Annotated in this window: 15 protein-coding genes; 4 read left to right on the forward strand and 11 right to left on the reverse strand. The window is 58.4% G+C overall.

Going from position 1 to position 15,278, the window contains the following annotated elements:
- Positions 1 to 97: 97 nt before the first annotated feature.
- A complete protein-coding gene (locus tag RY831_RS17550) occupies positions 98 to 1,069 on the reverse strand; it encodes a restriction endonuclease (RefSeq protein WP_326507681.1) in 972 nt (323 codons plus the stop codon).
- A gap of 239 nt (positions 1,070 to 1,308) precedes the next feature.
- Here RY831_RS17550 and RY831_RS17555 point away from each other — a divergent pair, with 239 nt between their 5' ends.
- Entirely contained in the window at positions 1,309 to 1,776 is a 468-nt protein-coding gene (locus RY831_RS17555) for a hypothetical protein (protein WP_326507682.1), read from the forward strand.
- A 17-nt stretch (positions 1,777 to 1,793) separates the two neighbouring features.
- On the forward strand, positions 1,794 to 2,318 hold the full coding sequence (locus RY831_RS17560; protein ID WP_326507683.1) for an ankyrin repeat domain-containing protein: 525 nt from the start codon (positions 1,794 to 1,796) through the stop codon (positions 2,316 to 2,318).
- Between the two features lie 54 nt (positions 2,319 to 2,372).
- On the opposite strand, the gene RY831_RS17565 is transcribed toward RY831_RS17560, so the two are convergent.
- The 3 genes from RY831_RS17565 to RY831_RS17575 all read right to left on the reverse strand — a co-directional run bounded on the left by RY831_RS17565 (position 2,373) and on the right by RY831_RS17575 (position 3,852).
- Positions 2,373 to 2,843, reverse strand: a complete 471-nt coding sequence (locus RY831_RS17565; protein WP_326507684.1) for a hypothetical protein — start codon at positions 2,841 to 2,843, stop codon at positions 2,373 to 2,375.
- Between the two features lie 368 nt (positions 2,844 to 3,211).
- Complete coding sequence (locus tag RY831_RS17570) at positions 3,212 to 3,433, reverse strand: hypothetical protein (protein WP_326507685.1); 222 nt, start codon at positions 3,431 to 3,433, stop codon at positions 3,212 to 3,214.
- Positions 3,430 to 3,852: a T6SS effector amidase Tae4 family protein gene (locus RY831_RS17575; protein WP_326507686.1), complete on the reverse strand. Its 423-nt coding sequence runs from the start codon at positions 3,850 to 3,852 to the stop codon at positions 3,430 to 3,432. Before RY831_RS17575 ends, RY831_RS17570 begins: the two co-directional genes overlap by 4 nt.
- A 408-nt stretch (positions 3,853 to 4,260) precedes the next feature.
- On the opposite strand from RY831_RS17575, the gene RY831_RS17580 reads away from it, so the two are divergent.
- On the forward strand, positions 4,261 to 4,935 hold the full coding sequence (locus RY831_RS17580; RefSeq protein ID WP_326507687.1) for an SOS response-associated peptidase: 675 nt from the start codon (positions 4,261 to 4,263) through the stop codon (positions 4,933 to 4,935).
- Between the two features lie 52 nt (positions 4,936 to 4,987).
- Here RY831_RS17580 and RY831_RS17585 read toward each other — a convergent pair whose 3' ends face one another.
- Both RY831_RS17585 and RY831_RS17590 read right to left on the reverse strand, forming a co-directional pair.
- A complete protein-coding gene (locus RY831_RS17585) occupies positions 4,988 to 7,255 on the reverse strand; it encodes a putative bifunctional diguanylate cyclase/phosphodiesterase (protein WP_326507688.1) in 2,268 nt (755 codons plus the stop codon).
- Between the two features lie 474 nt (positions 7,256 to 7,729).
- A complete protein-coding gene (locus tag RY831_RS17590; protein WP_326507689.1) occupies positions 7,730 to 8,167 on the reverse strand; it encodes a CBS domain-containing protein in 438 nt (145 codons plus the stop codon).
- 222 nt (positions 8,168 to 8,389) lie between these two features.
- On the opposite strand from RY831_RS17590, the gene RY831_RS17595 reads away from it, so the two are divergent.
- A complete protein-coding gene (locus RY831_RS17595; protein ID WP_326507690.1) occupies positions 8,390 to 9,772 on the forward strand; it encodes an erythromycin esterase family protein in 1,383 nt (460 codons plus the stop codon).
- A 364-nt stretch (positions 9,773 to 10,136) separates the two neighbouring features.
- Here RY831_RS17595 and RY831_RS17600 read toward each other — a convergent pair whose 3' ends face one another.
- From RY831_RS17600 to RY831_RS17620, 5 genes are all read right to left on the reverse strand, one after another.
- On the reverse strand, positions 10,137 to 11,150 hold the full coding sequence (locus RY831_RS17600; protein ID WP_326507691.1) for a branched-chain amino acid ABC transporter permease: 1,014 nt from the start codon (positions 11,148 to 11,150) through the stop codon (positions 10,137 to 10,139).
- 141 nt (positions 11,151 to 11,291) lie between these two features.
- Positions 11,292 to 12,176 carry a branched-chain amino acid ABC transporter permease gene (locus tag RY831_RS17605; RefSeq protein ID WP_326507799.1) on the reverse strand — a complete coding sequence of 295 codons (885 nt, stop codon included), beginning with the start codon at positions 12,174 to 12,176 and terminating at the stop codon, positions 11,292 to 11,294.
- A 246-nt stretch (positions 12,177 to 12,422) separates the two neighbouring features.
- Positions 12,423 to 13,637 (reverse strand): ABC transporter substrate-binding protein, encoded by a 1,215-nt coding sequence (locus RY831_RS17610; protein ID WP_326507692.1) that lies wholly within the window; start codon positions 13,635 to 13,637, stop codon positions 12,423 to 12,425.
- Positions 13,638 to 13,693: 56 nt separating this feature from the next.
- On the reverse strand, positions 13,694 to 14,404 hold the full coding sequence (locus RY831_RS17615; protein ID WP_326507693.1) for an ABC transporter ATP-binding protein: 711 nt from the start codon (positions 14,402 to 14,404) through the stop codon (positions 13,694 to 13,696).
- Positions 14,404 to 15,177 (reverse strand): ABC transporter ATP-binding protein, encoded by a 774-nt coding sequence (locus tag RY831_RS17620; protein ID WP_326507694.1) that lies wholly within the window; start codon positions 15,175 to 15,177, stop codon positions 14,404 to 14,406. The genes RY831_RS17615 and RY831_RS17620 overlap by 1 nt, the downstream gene beginning before the upstream one ends.
- Positions 15,178 to 15,278 lie beyond the last annotated feature (101 nt).

Consider the following 15,278-nt stretch of genomic DNA (forward strand, 5'->3'; position numbering starts at 1 on the left):
CATCAGTTGGGTAGGGTTTGCGTGCATTCATCCCCAACATTGACTGAACGCTACTTCCTTAGTTCATAACACGCTCTAGTGATGCGTCGAAATGGCGCTATGTTTGCGGCGTCAGAAAATAAATCGGGGTCAGCGGCAAGCGTCGTCGCGCCATATCATCCAATTTTCCGTAATGTGCGATCCTCAAGTCCACCAGCTTATCGGCTGAAATCAATGTGACCTTCCGGCTTTCCTGCGCTCGCACGAATTCCTCCGCATCCTTGGTAAAGCCGCCAGTCGAGACAAACAGCCCAACATCGCCATTGCCTATTAGCGAAACAAACGATCGTAGACCTTCTACAGTGACTTTCTGGCTGACGCGCTTAACTTGCACTTTAATGCGCGGAGGTCGTGTACCCAAGGGATCGTTGTAAGCAAGTATATCGACGCCGCCGTCTTTTCCAGGAGGAGAAATCCATGCGACGTGGTAGCCCATTGCCTTGAGCAGATAAGCGACCAAGTCTTGAAACTCGTACGGATTCATCGCTTGCAAGTACTGCTCGATTTTCGTCCACGCTTGCTCTTCGGCCTGCTCGAAAATGATACTGGACTCTTTTTCACTTTCTTCTTGCTCGAGAGACGGTGTATCAGACGAGGGTGCGGCATTTGGTCCTGGCTGGCTGGCTTTCCAGGCGTTGTAGAGCTTGACCGCCTCTTTGTAGAATGACTCTGGGTCTGCATACAGGTCGTACGCCGCCAAGCCAGTCGGCGTCAATGTCCATGTGCCCTTGTGCTTCAACAGCCATCCGGCTTTTACACAATCGACGGTGGCGAATCGAACGATTTTTTCGAAACGGCGTTCGCCAGGTGATTCGTAGTTGCCGCTCTCGTATGCACTCAGCGTAACCTGGCTTTCCAATGCATTAAGCGCTTCACGCGCTTGCAATCCCTCTGGTGCTCCTTTAAGGATTTCAAACAGCTTACGGAGCAGTTCTCCAGTACGCTTTCGAGTGATGCTTTTCAGCAGCAGATTGCAGTTGTAGTCATGGTTACTATGAATCAGCAAATAACCAGATATGAATTGCGACAAGATCGTTGTTCGGCTGTGGCGAGCTAACGTTAAAAGTTTAATGGCATGGCGACCTCAATCCTGAATAGGCAAAACATAACGATTAGCCGACAGGGATCACAAACCGCACTTTGTTAAGAGACCAAGCGTGGGGACGAGGCGCGACACTCATCATATAAATAATTGACATACTTGCAATGCACGACTGAGAATGCAATCTCCTTGGCCCCTAATCACCTTAACGAAAGAAAGTAACTTGCATGGGTAGCATTCTCATCGACGTTCCAGACTTTCTGGACAGCGAGCTTATCTACAACGATAAGGAATCAAGACAGATCCTGAAGTTCTTCTGGCCTCATAGCTCGGAAAAGATCAACAGCCTGAGTATCAATAACGATACGCGCCGATTAGCCCAGTCCGCGCTGGTTACCGCGATAGATGGATCCTACGCAATGGGATTCATACAGGCGCTCGGTGAATCCATCGCACGTCCTGGCTCCGGCATCAAGCCATTGACGAAGAAGCTTGCGCAACGATTCATCAAGCATTGGTGGATACATGCTACGCAGCGGGATCTTGAAGACGCTAAGGTCTATGAGTCGGTGCGTAGCAGCATCGCACGGAATCTGAGGTCTCGTTTCGAGTTTGTCGTGCAAGGCATTTCTCTCAAGAGCAGGAATGCACCGTTCTATGCAACGAACTCCAGGGTAGACATACTATGGGCGTGAATCGCAGGACAAGGTCGTTGGCGTACTGGTTTTCAATCTTCGCTGTCATTGCCGTATTGACCTTCTACGCGGCTTATCTTTACTCGACGGCTCGTTCCAGTCCTTCGCACTTGATTTCCTGCATGGAGGTCAATGTCCGCTGGAGTGCCTGGACGTGCGAGCAAGTGCTTCGTCATGCCTCTTTTTCGAAGGGCGAGCTGAATGAGTTGAATCGGTCGGCAGGCGCGCGGTTGCCTGTATCAATCGCCGATGCGCAAAAGGCGGAGGAAATGCTTGTCCTCTTCCTGGCCAAGGGGGTCGATATCAATGCACCCGATGAGCGGCTGAAAAGATGGACTGCATTGCATGCGGCGGCCATATCCGGCGAGCCAGGAGAGACCGCATTGCTACTCAAGCTCGGTGCAAAAATTGATATCCGCGATGCGGATGGAAAAACGCCGCTGGACCTTGCGCGGCTGGCGCAGGAAAAGCAGCCGGATAATTCCAGAGCTGCAGAAACCACCCGCCTTCTTGAAAAGGCCCAGTTCAAGTCTGGCTCGTGAAAATAGGCACGACGATCCGTTCAGCTAGGAGTTAAGCGAGGGAAGCAGGATGCGTCACAGACCAATGATGCTCAAGAGGCCTTTCAAGAATTTTTCAAAGCCTATCGTGGCTCTTGTCTTTCCCTTGGCGATGTGATCGATGTCCGTGCCGAGGGCCTCCTTCAAGGCATCACGCATTCCGCCATTGATTTTTCCGCCGCCATTGGCATTCGCACCTTGTTGCACTTGTTTGGCAAATTCTATTGCATCTTCCTTTGAAATCTTTCCCTCTTTGAGACCTTTAATGATATGAGCAACGGCGGCGTTACCATCACCTTTTGAAATAAGGTCGTTGTAATCTTTCTCCCACGCCGAACCTGCGCCGATTTTTGCGAGCATGCTGAAGACGCCCGGATCAAAATTGCCGATCAGGTTAGTCATTAGTTTTTCGTCAAGCGCAGGTATGTTCGGATCAGGAAGGTTGTAACTCGCTGGAAAACTATCGTACTTAGTTATAGAACCATTGCTGGTTACGGATGAAGTCATAGGATTCCCCGATAGTGAAACGAACTAGGAATGCCACGCTGGGTGGCGAACTCATGCCAATCATCTTTTGGTTGACACACCGATATTGAAATAACTTTAACTTCTTACTCGGTGAGTGGCGCCGGTTTAGGAATGGTTCCTGTGATGCTGGTGCACAGACTTGATCCTGTGGAACGGAAGGTGAATATTGAACCGGGGGTCAACCACTGCGGGCCTTGAGCGGTTACCGGAGATAACCGGATTGGGTGGTCATCGTTCAATGCATGCGCGCAGGAGGTTAGTCGGACGCTTGTGAAGCCGCTGGAGATACAGGGAGTCGGGATTCGTAACTCTCCGAACTTGCGTGTGGATTCTTAATGTTTTCCCTGTTATTCGGGCTTCAAATAACGCTTGAATATCCGATGCCCTACCCATCCACCGGTGGCCATCCATACTGCGGCATTAATCATGAACAGCTTGATATTTCGAGACATGTCTTCTTCGCTTGCATAGAGCGGACCGAATGTCATGCCGGCGATCCAGAAAAGGCCATACGCACCGAGGCCACCGAGTAGCATGCCGGCTATGATGATTAAGACGCGCGCCATCATGTCATGGCCCAAATCCAGACTGCCTTGGCCTTGTTGTAATCGGACCATACTCCCGGAATATTGATACCCGACTGATTCCGGATCCATGAGGTCCAATCCGCCAGGCGTGATCCGTTCCATAAATCGATATGGTCGCCCTGCTCGTTTGGTCCCCAGTAGTTTTGGAAAAAAACGATTCCTGTTTTAGCTGCCATGTTGCCGAACGCCTCCTTGCCAGATAATTTCTGCACGCTTGCTTGGAGGATGCCGGGCCTTGCAAACCAATTGGCCATTTCCTGTGCGCGAATTGCGTATTTTGGCCTGTCTTTCTGCCATGAGAGCGTTCCGGTGAACGTCCTCATGTTGAATCCTGAACGTGACAGTGCAGCATATAGATTGATGGCACTGGATATCCTCTCGTTCAGTTGCTTGAAATGCAATTTAATGCAAGGAATGGAATGTGGTCAAAGACGAGGGTGGCGAATAGTGGCAACAAACCGACAGGGAGTAGATGCTTGGTTGAGTTGCTGGAGGGGATGGTGAAGGTGTCGGTATTTTGCTTGTTTGGATCGACGTGAGTCTTTTCAAAGTGAGGTTATGGCTGAGGATGAAGATTAACGCTGGGAGGACGTTTGCTCTTGCTGCCGCCCTCACCCCAGCCCTCTCCCGTCAGCGGGAGAGGGAGTTTCTTACTTCGATGCATGATTTGTCAAATGCAAATGCCCGAAGTTTTTGATTTAGCTCCCGGAAGCGGCTCTGCTGAACCCCAAGTTTCCTTCCATCTCATTTGCCATCTCATTTGATATAGCCCGACATCCCACTTTGCCGAACCGCATTACAATCCCCCCATGTGCGCTAACTACATCCCCTCCACTCACGACCAGCTGCGCCAGCATTTCCAGGTGGCGCCGCCTGATTCCGACTATGTCGCCGAGTCCTATCCAGGTTACATGTCGCCGCTGATCCGGCTGCCGCGTACCGATGCAGCCGTCGGCGACCGGGCCTGCGCGTTGGGGATGTTCGGCATGGTGCCGCACTGGGCGGAGTCAAAGCTGGCGCGGCAGACCTACAATGCGCGCACGGAAACGGTGGCGAGCAAGCCGAGTTTCCGCCATGCATTCAAGCATGGCCAGTTCTGCATCATTCCGGCGGCGGCGGTGTTCGAGCCCTCGTATGAAACCGGAAAGTCGGAGCGCTGGGAGATCATGAATGTGGATGGCACGCCTTTGGGGATCGCCGGCATCTGGGAGCACAAGCAGGCAGGGCCGGACGGGCTGGAGCTGCTGTCCTTTTCCATGCTGACCATCAATGCCGACGGTCATCCGCTGATGCAGCGGTTTCACAAGCCCGATGATGAAAAGCGCATGCTCGTGATCCTGCGGCCGGACCAGTATGACAAGTGGCTGCATTGTCCCGTGGAGGAAGCGGAACAGTTCTTCGAGCGCTATCCGGCGGAGAGGCTGGTCGCGCATCCGGCCGATCCGAAGGCTAGCAAGCCGGTTCCGCAGCAATCGCTGTTCTGAATCCCGGTGCCTGCAGGCAAGCTAAGGCAACATAAGACAAGCTAAGGCAAGCTCATGCAGCTTCGACCTGCAATGCGCCCTTCTCCAGGAAGTTTTCCTCGAATTCCGGTGCCGGCAGCGGCGCGCTGACCAGGTAGCCCTGTATGCGGTCGCAGCAAGCATTGCGCAGGTATTCTTCCTGTTCCAGCAGTTCCACGCCTTCGGCCACCACGTGCAGCTTCATCGCCTTGGCCAGCGTGATGATGGCCATCACGATGGCCTTGCTGTTGTCTTCGTTCGACAGATCCTTGACGAAGGAGCGGTCAATCTTCAGCACGTCGATCGGGAAGCGCTTCAGGTAGGCGAGGCTGGAATAGCCGGTGCCGAAGTCGTCGATGGACAGGTGCACGCCGAGCTGCTTGAGTTCGGCAAGGCGCTTCTCGGCCAGGTCGACATCGCTCATCAGCATGCCTTCGGTCAGCTCGAGCTCCAGGTAGCCCGGCTCGATGCGGGTTTCGATCAGTATCGACTGGATGGTTTCCACCAGGTCGTCCTCGGCGAACTGGCGCGGCGACAGGTTGACCGAGATGCGCATCGGCGACAGGCCGGCGCTCATCCATTTGCGCTGTTGTTCGCAGGCGGCGCGGATGACCCAGGCGCCGATGGGCACGATGAGGCCGGTCTCTTCGGCCAGAGGAATGAAGGCCGCGGGCGGGATCAGTCCTTTGGTCGGATGCTGCCAGCGCAGCAGCGCTTCCGCGCCGACCGTCTCGCCCGAGGCCACGTCGACCTGCGGCTGGTAATGCAGGCGGAATTCGCCGCGCTGCAGCGCGCTGCGCAGGTCGCTTTCAAGCTCGAGCCTTGCGATGGCCGCATCGTTCATCGAGGCGGTGTAGAAGCAGAAGTTGTTGCGGCCGTTCTGCTTGGCGCGGTACATGGCCACATCCGCATGCTCGACCAGGCTGTCGACCGTGGTGCCGTCCTCCGGGAACACCGAAATGCCGATGCTTGCCGTCAGCTGCAGTTCATGGCCGTTCACATGGATGGGCTTGGCCAGCTTGTCCATCAGCCTTTCGATGATGCTCTCCGAGAGCTTGCCGCCCCGCGTTTCCGACAGCACCATCACGAATTCATCGCCGCCGAGGCGGGCTACGGTATCGGTTTCGCGGCAGACCTCGACCATGCGCGCCGCCAGCGTGGTCAGCACGATGTCGCCGACCTTGTGGCCGAGGCTGTCGTTGATCAGCTTGAAGCGGTCGAAGTCGAGGAACAGCACCCACACCGCGCTCTCCTGCCGCGTTGCCAGCGCAAGCGCATGGGCCAGGCGCTCATGCATCATCATGCGGTTCGGCAGGCCGGTGAGCGGATCATGCTGGGCCAGGTGCTTGATCTGGTCTTCCGCCATTTTTCTCTTGGTAATGTCGGACAGGAATACCACCACCATGTCCGCGCTGTCGAGGTAGGCCCGGCTGAGCGTGATTTCCAGTGGCAGCCGCGTGCCGTCCGCGCGCACGCCTTCGGTTTCGAAGCAGGCCTTGGCACCGGGGCCTTCGAGCGTCCGCACCGCATGCTGCAGGCGGTGGGTGACATCGACGTGCGCCGGCTGCAGACTGCTTGCATGCATGCCGATCATGGCCGCCGGGTCGCGGTCGAAGACGGCCTTCATCGCCGGGTTGGTGTAGCGGATGATGCCGTCGGCATCCATCACCACGACCACTTCCTTGCAGGTATCCCAGATGGTCTGGAAGAAGACCTTGCGGTCATGCAGCGTGTTGCGCAGGTTGTTGATATGGCCGCCGACCCAAGCTACGAGCGGCAGCACGCAGGCCATCACGATCAGGCGGCCGATATCCATGGCCATGTCCGCCGCCTGCGCGCCGCGCAGCCAGAGCACGGCCAGCATGCAGGCATAGACGCCGAGGAAAATGATGGCCGTGTTCATCAGCACCCGGGTCGGATAGCGGAACACCCCGAACAGCATGATCACGCAAAGGTAGGCCCCCATGATGGCGCGCGCGGTGGCCGAATCGAACATGATCAGGAAAACCACGGCGGCCGACAGCATCATCATCGGCCCGGTCAGGCTGGGGTCCTTGGCTTTCAGGTTCCAGCCGCGCTTGAAGGCGATGAAGAATCCGACCAGACCGATGCCCATGGCGGAAGCACCGGCCAGTATGGTGCGGCCGTCCATCATGCCGTTCAGGTAAAGCGTGACGAGCATCAGGAAGGTGACGACGGCGGACAGCGCCGCCATCGAGAAGCGGCGCAGGCGCAGCTGCTGCCTTTCGCCTGCACGCTCGTCTTCTGCGCTTGTCTCGGACTTGCCGGAATGAGAGGCCATGAATGTTCGGCGGTATCTGTCGATCAGGTTATTGAGAGGCCGGAGGCATGCCCTGACTGCTCAGCCAGTAGGGTGCGGATGGCGCTGGCTGGAAATTTCCCTGCTTCGGCGGTTTGCATGGCCCCTCCCATTCTTGCCTGAGCATCGCGGTCTCAAGCGCTTCATTATTGTATTTATGTTCAATATTGCATCTTTTCCATTAGGAAAGATTGTAGCCGACGACTTTCCTTCAGTCACTTGCGAAAACGCAATATTTGAAGCTTCACCGCACTGCACAAATGCCGTGTTCTTGGCTTTAAGAGTTGAATCAGCGACACCTCGCTTTAGAAGGGCACTCGATTACGCAAAAACAGCAAAACAATGACTGCGGGCGCGATACACCTTGCGATGTACCGCGCCCGCAGTCTTGAAACGCTATGAGCATCCGGCGAACCGGGTGCCCCGTCTTTCCTGTGCGCCTTTGCTACTGCCCAGTCAATGCGACAGGTCAGGCTGCGAAGGCACGGAAATATTTTCCAGAGTCCGGTCCACCTGCGCCGAATGCTTGGTCGCAAGATCGCCTAGCGAAACGATGCCGATCAGCTGGTGATTTTCATGGTCGAGCACCGGCACGCGCCGGATCTGCGAGTCGGACATCTGCTCCATGACTTCATCGACAGATTGATTATCAAAGCACCAGCGCACCTGTTGCGACATGACATCCTGCACGTTGGCCTGGTCGGGTGCGATGCCGGCGGCGGTCGCGCGGACGGTGATGTCGCGATCGGTCACCATGCCGATCAGCTTGTTGCCGTCGCAGACGGGAAGCGAACCCACGTTGAGTTCGTCCATGAGCTGGGCGGCGCGCATGATGGTTTCCTGCGGGGACACGCTGCGTACTTCGCGCGTCATGATGTCGGAAATGATTTGCATGAATGACTCCTTTGAAAAAAGTGATGAAGGCCGCACCGCATTTGCACTGCAATCGCACCTGAACAACAGGCGGGACAGCATGGAGATGAAGCCGGCGGCGCTTCGCGGTTGTCCTGGCCCGAGAGACAGCAAACGCCGTGCCTGCTGTTTTTCCCATTGGAGCAAAGCGGAACTATCGCGTAGCGATGCAACCGAAGCCACTGACACCAGTGAGGTCGTATCATGTCGGACCAGTCCACCATTGAAGCGCTGCAACGCGAAGCGCTCCCCCTGAATGAACTCGAACAGCTGGGCCGGGTCGTCGACCAGATCGGCGACGCGTCCATCGTGCTGCTCGGCGAAGCCACGCACGGCAGCCGCGAGTTTTACCGACTCCGCGCGGAAATCACGAAGCGCCTGATCGCCGACAAGGGCTTCGATGCCATCGCGGTCGAAGCCGACTGGCCGGATGCCTTGCGCGTGAGCCGCTACGCGCGCGCGTCGGCTTCGTCTCTTGCCGCCGTCGTCGATCCTGCCGCGCAGCTTGCGGCCGAACCGCAGCAGGCATTGCAGGGCTTCGAACGATTTCCGCAGTGGATGTGGCGCAACACCGAGATTGTTGAACTGGTGGCTTGGCTGCGCCAGCATAACGAGCAGCGCTCTGCCCGCGGCCAGGCTGACGGCATCGGCTTTTACGGGCTGGACCTGTACAGCCTGCGCAATTCCATGGAAGCGGTGGTGCGCTACCTGTCGACGGTGGACCCGGAAGCGGCGCGCCAGGCGCGTGCCCGCTACGCCTGCTTCGACCACCTCGCCGAAGATCCGCAACGCTATGGCTATGCCGCTACCTTCGGCATGCGCAAGGATTGCGAGGAGGAAGTCATCCGGCAACTGGTAGCCATGACGACCGAGGCGCAGCGTTATGCTTCGGCCGATGGCGGGGACGCGGCGGATGAACTGTTCTACGCGCAGCAGAACGCCCGCGTCGCGCAAAATGCGGAAGCCTACTATCGCAGCATGTTCCTGGGCAGCAATGCGTCGTGGAATCTGCGCGATGAACACATGGCCGATACCCTTGATGCGCTGCGTGCGCATATCGCGCAGCGCAAGGGCGGCAGGGCCAAGGTGGTGATATGGGCGCACAACTCGCACATCGGCGACGCTCGCGCGACGGAAATGGGCGACCACGGACAGCTCAATCTCGGGCAGCTGGTGCGCGAGCGGCACGGCATCGCCGACACTTTCCTGCTGGGCTTTACCACGCACGACGGCACGGTCACTGCGGCGTCGGAGTGGGATGGACCGGCCGAGAAAAAGACGGTGCGGCCCTCGCTTGCCAACAGCTATGAAAGGCTGCTGCACGACACCGGGCTGAAGCAGTTTTTCCTGCGGATGCGCGATCGGCGCTACCTGTCCGAACTGCTGCGGGAAAGGCGGCTTGAGCGGGCCATCGGCGTCATTTATCTGCCGGAGAGTGAACGCATGAGCCATTACTTCTATGCGTCGCTGGCTCAGCAGTTCGATGCGGTGATACACGTCGACACCACGCAGGCACTGCGCCCGCTGGAATCGGTGGTGCATCCGCATCACGACGAAGCGCCGGAAACCTATCCGACCGGTATCTGACACCGCTGCCGGGAAAACGCGGGACGAAAAAAAGGGTTACGCGAACGTAACCCTTAACTGCTGGGGAAGATTACAACCACTCCATCTACTTCTACTGCCTGCTGCAAAAACTCTCGGTCTTCGGACTACGGGGAAAGGTGCAGGCACGGAGGCCTGCACCCGCGACGCCAGTCCGAAGACATTGCCGGTACAGTGCCCTGCACGGCGCGAAATTCACACACTGCAACAACCGCCCTTCCCGCCCGATTATCGTGATTTCCACGAAACGCGACCCGATGCGATTGGTCGGCGAAAATTTCACCGTGAAACCACCGGTATCGTAGGCATCCAGCGTTTCCAGGGCCCGGATCACCTTCTTCCGGCGTTATCCCTCCGCGGTCTTGATCACCGGAGCACGCATGGTCGCCGTCGCCGGCTTGCGTCGCTTGGTGAACTCGATCAGTTCGCCAACGATGCCGCGGCGGAAGGCCAGCACGCAGACGATGAAGATCAAGCCGGTCACGATGGTCACCGATTCGCCGATCGAGCGGAACCATTCGATGCCGCTGACCGAGGCCAGGAAGTTGCCAAAATCGCCCAGCTTGTTTTCCAGCGCAATGATCAGGATCGCGCCGACGATCGGGCCGCTCAGGGTGCCAAGGCCGCCGACCAGCGTCATCAGCACCACCAGTCCCGACATCGACCAGTGCACGTCGGTCAGCGTTTCGAAGCCGAGCACCACGGTCTTGGTCGCGCCGGCCAGGCCCGCCAAGGCGCCGGAGAGCACGAAAGCCAGCAGCTTGTACTTATCGACGTCATAGCCGAGCGAGATCGCGCGCGGCTCGTTTTCCTTGATCGCCTTTAGCACCTGGCCGAACGGCGAATGCACGGTGCGGGTGATCAGCGCGAAGCCGGCGATGAAGATCGCCAGCACCACGAAATACATCGTCATGTCGCTGGAGAGGTCGATCATGCCGAGCAGGCTGCCGCGCGGCACGCCCTGCAAGCCGTCCTCGCCGCCGGTGAACGGCGCCTGCAGGCAGACGAAGTACAGCATCTGCGCCAGCGCCAGCGTGATCATCGTGAAGTAGATGCCCTGGCGGCGGATCGCCAGGCCGCCCATCACCACGCCGATCAATGCCGCCACGGCGACCCCGGCCGCCAGGCCGAGCTCGAACGGCAGGCCCATCACCTTGATCGAATGACCCGCCACATAGCCGGCCATGCCGAAGAAGGCCGCATGGCCGAAGGACAGCAGACCGGTGAAGCCGATCAGCAGGTTGAAGGCGCAGGCAAACAATGCAAAGCACAGCACCTTCATCAGGAATACCGGGTAGACGACGAAGGGGGCTACCAGGGCCGCTGCCAGCGCAATCGCGTATCCGACTTTCTTGTTCATAATCACTACCTTTGTTGAAACCTGTCACTCCGAACGATGGGGTACTGCATGCTCAGCAAGAACTTGCCCATGCCCGGCTGCGCCCTGCGCCGCGTTCGGAATGACAGCGCAGCGCAGCCGGTGGCATTTGCAGCAGGCGGCTTACTTCTCCTTGCCGAACAGGCCGGCCGGACGAATCATCAGCACGATGGCCATGATGATGAACACCACCGTGGCCGACAGCTCCGGGTAGAACACCCGCGTCAGGCCTTCGACGATACCGAGGCCGAGGCCGGTGACGATGGAACCCATGATGGAGCCCATGCCGCCGATCACCACCACCGCGAACACCACGATGATCAGGTTGGAGCCCATCAGCGGCGAGACCTGGATCACCGGAGCGGCCAGCACGCCGGCAAATGCCGCCAGCGCCACGCCGAAGCCGTAGGTCAGGGTCACCATCAGCGGCACGTTGATGCCGAAGGCTTCCACCAGCTTGGGGTTCTCGGTGCCGGCGCGCAGGTAGGCGCCGAGCTTGGTCTTCTCGATCACGAACCAGGTCGCGAGGCAGACCACGATCGAGGCCACCACCACCCATGCGCGGTAGTTCGGCAAAATCATGAAGCCGAGGTTGGTGGCGCCCATCAATGCGCTGGGCACCGAATACGGCTGCCCGGAGACGCCGTAGAAGGAACGGAACAGGCCTTCGAGCATGAGCGTGATGCCGAAGGTCAGCAGCAGGCCATATAAATGGTCCAGCTTGTACAGCCAGCGCAGCATGGTCTTTTCGATCACGATGCCGAACAGGCCGACCAGGATCGGTGCGGCGATCAGCATCACCCAGTAATTGATGCCCAGGTAGTTGAGGCCCATCCAGGCCAGGAATGCGCCCATCATGTACAGCGCGCCGTGTGCGAAGTTGATCACGTTGAGCAGGCCGAAGATGACGGCCAGACCGAGCGACAGCATCGCGTAGAACGAGCCGTTGACGAGGCCGAGCAGAAGCTGGCTCAACATTGCCTGCAGGGGGATGCCGAAGATATCCATAGTCGATAAAAAATGATGCCGATGCCGGGCGACTTGTTCCATTTCCTCTTGGTGCAGGGGATGGCTGGCATGGAGACAGAAGATCCATACAATCGGCTCAGGAAGGTTCGGCCCCCTGTCCGACATGCCAGCCTTCCCCTGCGAGAGGAAACCGTCATTCACGACTGCATCGAGCGTGAAACACGACCCGGCGCTGCATGGCGGGATGCCATGCGCGCATGCGCCGGGCTACACAACTTCAGGAACTTACTTCCACAGCGAGCACTTGGACTCGGCCTTGGTGGCATAAGCCTGGTCGCCGGGGATGGTCTGCACCACCTTGTAGTAATCCCACGGATACTTCGATTCCGCCTTTGTCTTCACCTGCATCAGGTACATGTCGTGCACCATGCGGCCGTCGGGACGGATCACGCCGTTCTTGGCAAACATGTCGTTGATCTTGGTGCCCTTCAGGTGCGCCATGACCTTGTCGGCGTCGTCGGTGCCTGTCGCCTTGACCGCGTTCAGGTACTGCGAGGTGACCGAGTAATCGGCGGCGTGCAGCATGGTCGGCATGCGCTTGACCTTTTCGAAGAACTTCTTCGACCAGGCGCGGGTATCGGCATTCTGGTCCCAGTACCAGCCGTCTGTCAGGTACATGCCCTGGGTCAGATCGAGGCCGAGCGAATGCACGTCGGTGATGAACATCAAGAGGCCGGCCAGCTTGGCGGACTTGGTGATGCCGAATTCATTGGCCGCCTTGATCGCATTGATGGTGTCGCCGCCGGCGTTGGCCAGACCGACGATCTGTGCCTTCGAGGACTGCGCCTGCAGCAGGAAAGACGAGAAGTCGGAAGCCGACAGCGGATGCTTGACCGCGCCCAGCACCTTGCCGCCGGAAGCCTTGACCACGTCGGCCGTATCCTTCTCCAGCGATGCGCCGAACGCATAGTCCGCGGTCAGGAAGTACCAGTCCTTGCCGCCCTGCTTGACCAGCGCGGAACCGGTGCCGCGCGCCAGCGCGATGGTGTCGTACGCATAGTGCACGGTGTACGGCGAGCAGTCTTCATTGGTCAGGCGGGCCGTGCCTGCGCCGACCGAGAAGAACACCTTCTTCTTTTCGGCGGCGATCTTGGCCATCGCCAGGTTGGCGCCGGAGTTGGTGCCGCCGATCAGCATGTCCACGCCCTGCTGGTCGAACCATTCGCGGGCCTTGGAAGCGGCGATGTCGGCCTTGTTCTGGTGGTCGGCCACAACCAGCTCGACCTTCTTGCCGTTGATGTTGCCGCCGGCGTCGGCGATCGCCATCTTGATCGCTTCGGCGCCTGCCGGGCCGTCGACGTCGGCATACACGCCGGACATGTCGGTCAGCAGGCCGATCTTGATCACGTCGCCGGATACCTGCGCGGATGCGCTGGTAGCGAAGCCTGCGGAAAATGCGGTTGCGACTGCGAGCGTCATCAATTTGGCTTTGAGTTTCATAACTTCTCCTCTGTTGTAGGTCGTATCAGGTAACGCGTTGGTAATTCGGTTGTCGATCAGACGCCGAGCAGCTCGTTGAGCACCGGCATTTTCGATTCCAGCTCGGATGCAGCGAAGGACTCGACAATGTGTCCATGCTCCATCACGTAAAACCGGTCCGCCAGCGGTGCGGCGAATCGGAAATTCTGTTCCACCATCACGATGGTGTAGCCCTTGGCCTTGAGCATGGTGATCATGCGCGCCAGCGCCTGCACGATGACCGGCGCCAGTCCTTCGGAAATTTCATCGAGCAGCAGCAGCTTGGCGCCGGTGCGCAGGATGCGCGCCACCGCCAGCATCTGCTGTTCGCCGCCGGACAGGCGGGTGCCCTGGCTGTTGCGGCGCTCTTCCAGGTTGGGGAAGATTTCGTAGATTTCCTGCACCGACATGCCCTTGCTCGACTTCGAAACCAGCGGCGGCAGCAGCAGGTTTTCCTCCGCCGACAGCGACGAGAAGATGCCGCGCTCCTCCGGGCAGTAGCCCAGGCCGAGGTGCGCCACCTTGTGCGTCGGCAGGCCGATGGATTCGGTGCCGTTGATCTTGATCGAACCCTTGCGCGCGCCGGTCAGGCCCATGATCGCGCGCAGCGTGGTGGTGCGGCCAGCGCCGTTGCGGCCGAGTAGCGTGACCACCTCGCCCTGCTTCACCTCGAGATTGACGTCGTGCAGGATGTGCGACTCGCCGTACCAGGCCTTGAGATTGCGGATTTCGAGTGCTGCTGCAGCCATCAATGTGCTCCTTCGAGTTGGCCGGATGTGGTGCCCATGTAGGCTTCCATCACCTGTGGATTGCTTGAAACTTCCTGGTAAGTGCCTTCGGCCAGCAGCGCGCCGCGCTGCAGCACCGAGATCTTGTCGCAGATGCCCGACACCACGCTCATGTTGTGCTCGACCATCAGGATGGTGCGGCCGGCCGAGACCTTCTTGATCAGATCGGTAACGCGATGCACGTCCTCATGCCCCATGCCCTGGGTTGGCTCGTCGAGCAGCATCAGTTCCGGTTCCATGCCAAGCGTGGTGGCAATTTCGAGCGCGCGCTTGCGGCCGTACGGTAGATCCACCGTGACGGTATCCGCGAAGCTTTCCAGGTCCACTTCTGCCAGCAGTTGCATGGCGCGGTCGTTGAGACGGTTCAGCGTTTTTTCGCTCTTCCAGAAATGGAAGGACGTGCCGAGGCCGCGCTGCAGGCCGATACGCACGTTTTCCATCACGGTCAGGTGCGGGAACACGGCGGATATCTGGAACGAGCGGATCACGCCGCGGTGGGCGATCTGTTCCGGCGCCAGCGAAGTGATGTCGTCGCCGTTGTACAGGATCTTGCCCGCGGTCGGCGTCAGGAATTTCGTCAGCAGGTTGAAGAAGGTGGTCTTCCCCGCGCCATTCGGGCCGATCAGCGCGTGGATCGATCCGCGCTTGACCGTCAGGTTGACGTCGTTTACCGCGATGAAACCCTTGAAACCCTTAGTCAGGTTCCGCGTTTCGAGTATGACTTCGCTTGCCATGCTATTTCTCCAGTGTTGCTGCTGAATCTGTGGCGTTACTCTTGCTGTGCTCTGATTTGCTTGAATCTTGTCGACGCACTCGTCGCTCCCTCCCCTTCAAG

The sequence above is a fragment of the Noviherbaspirillum album genome (genome assembly GCF_035916955.1).
In the GTDB taxonomy this organism is placed as follows: Bacteria; Pseudomonadota; Gammaproteobacteria; order Burkholderiales; family Burkholderiaceae_D; genus Noviherbaspirillum; species Noviherbaspirillum album.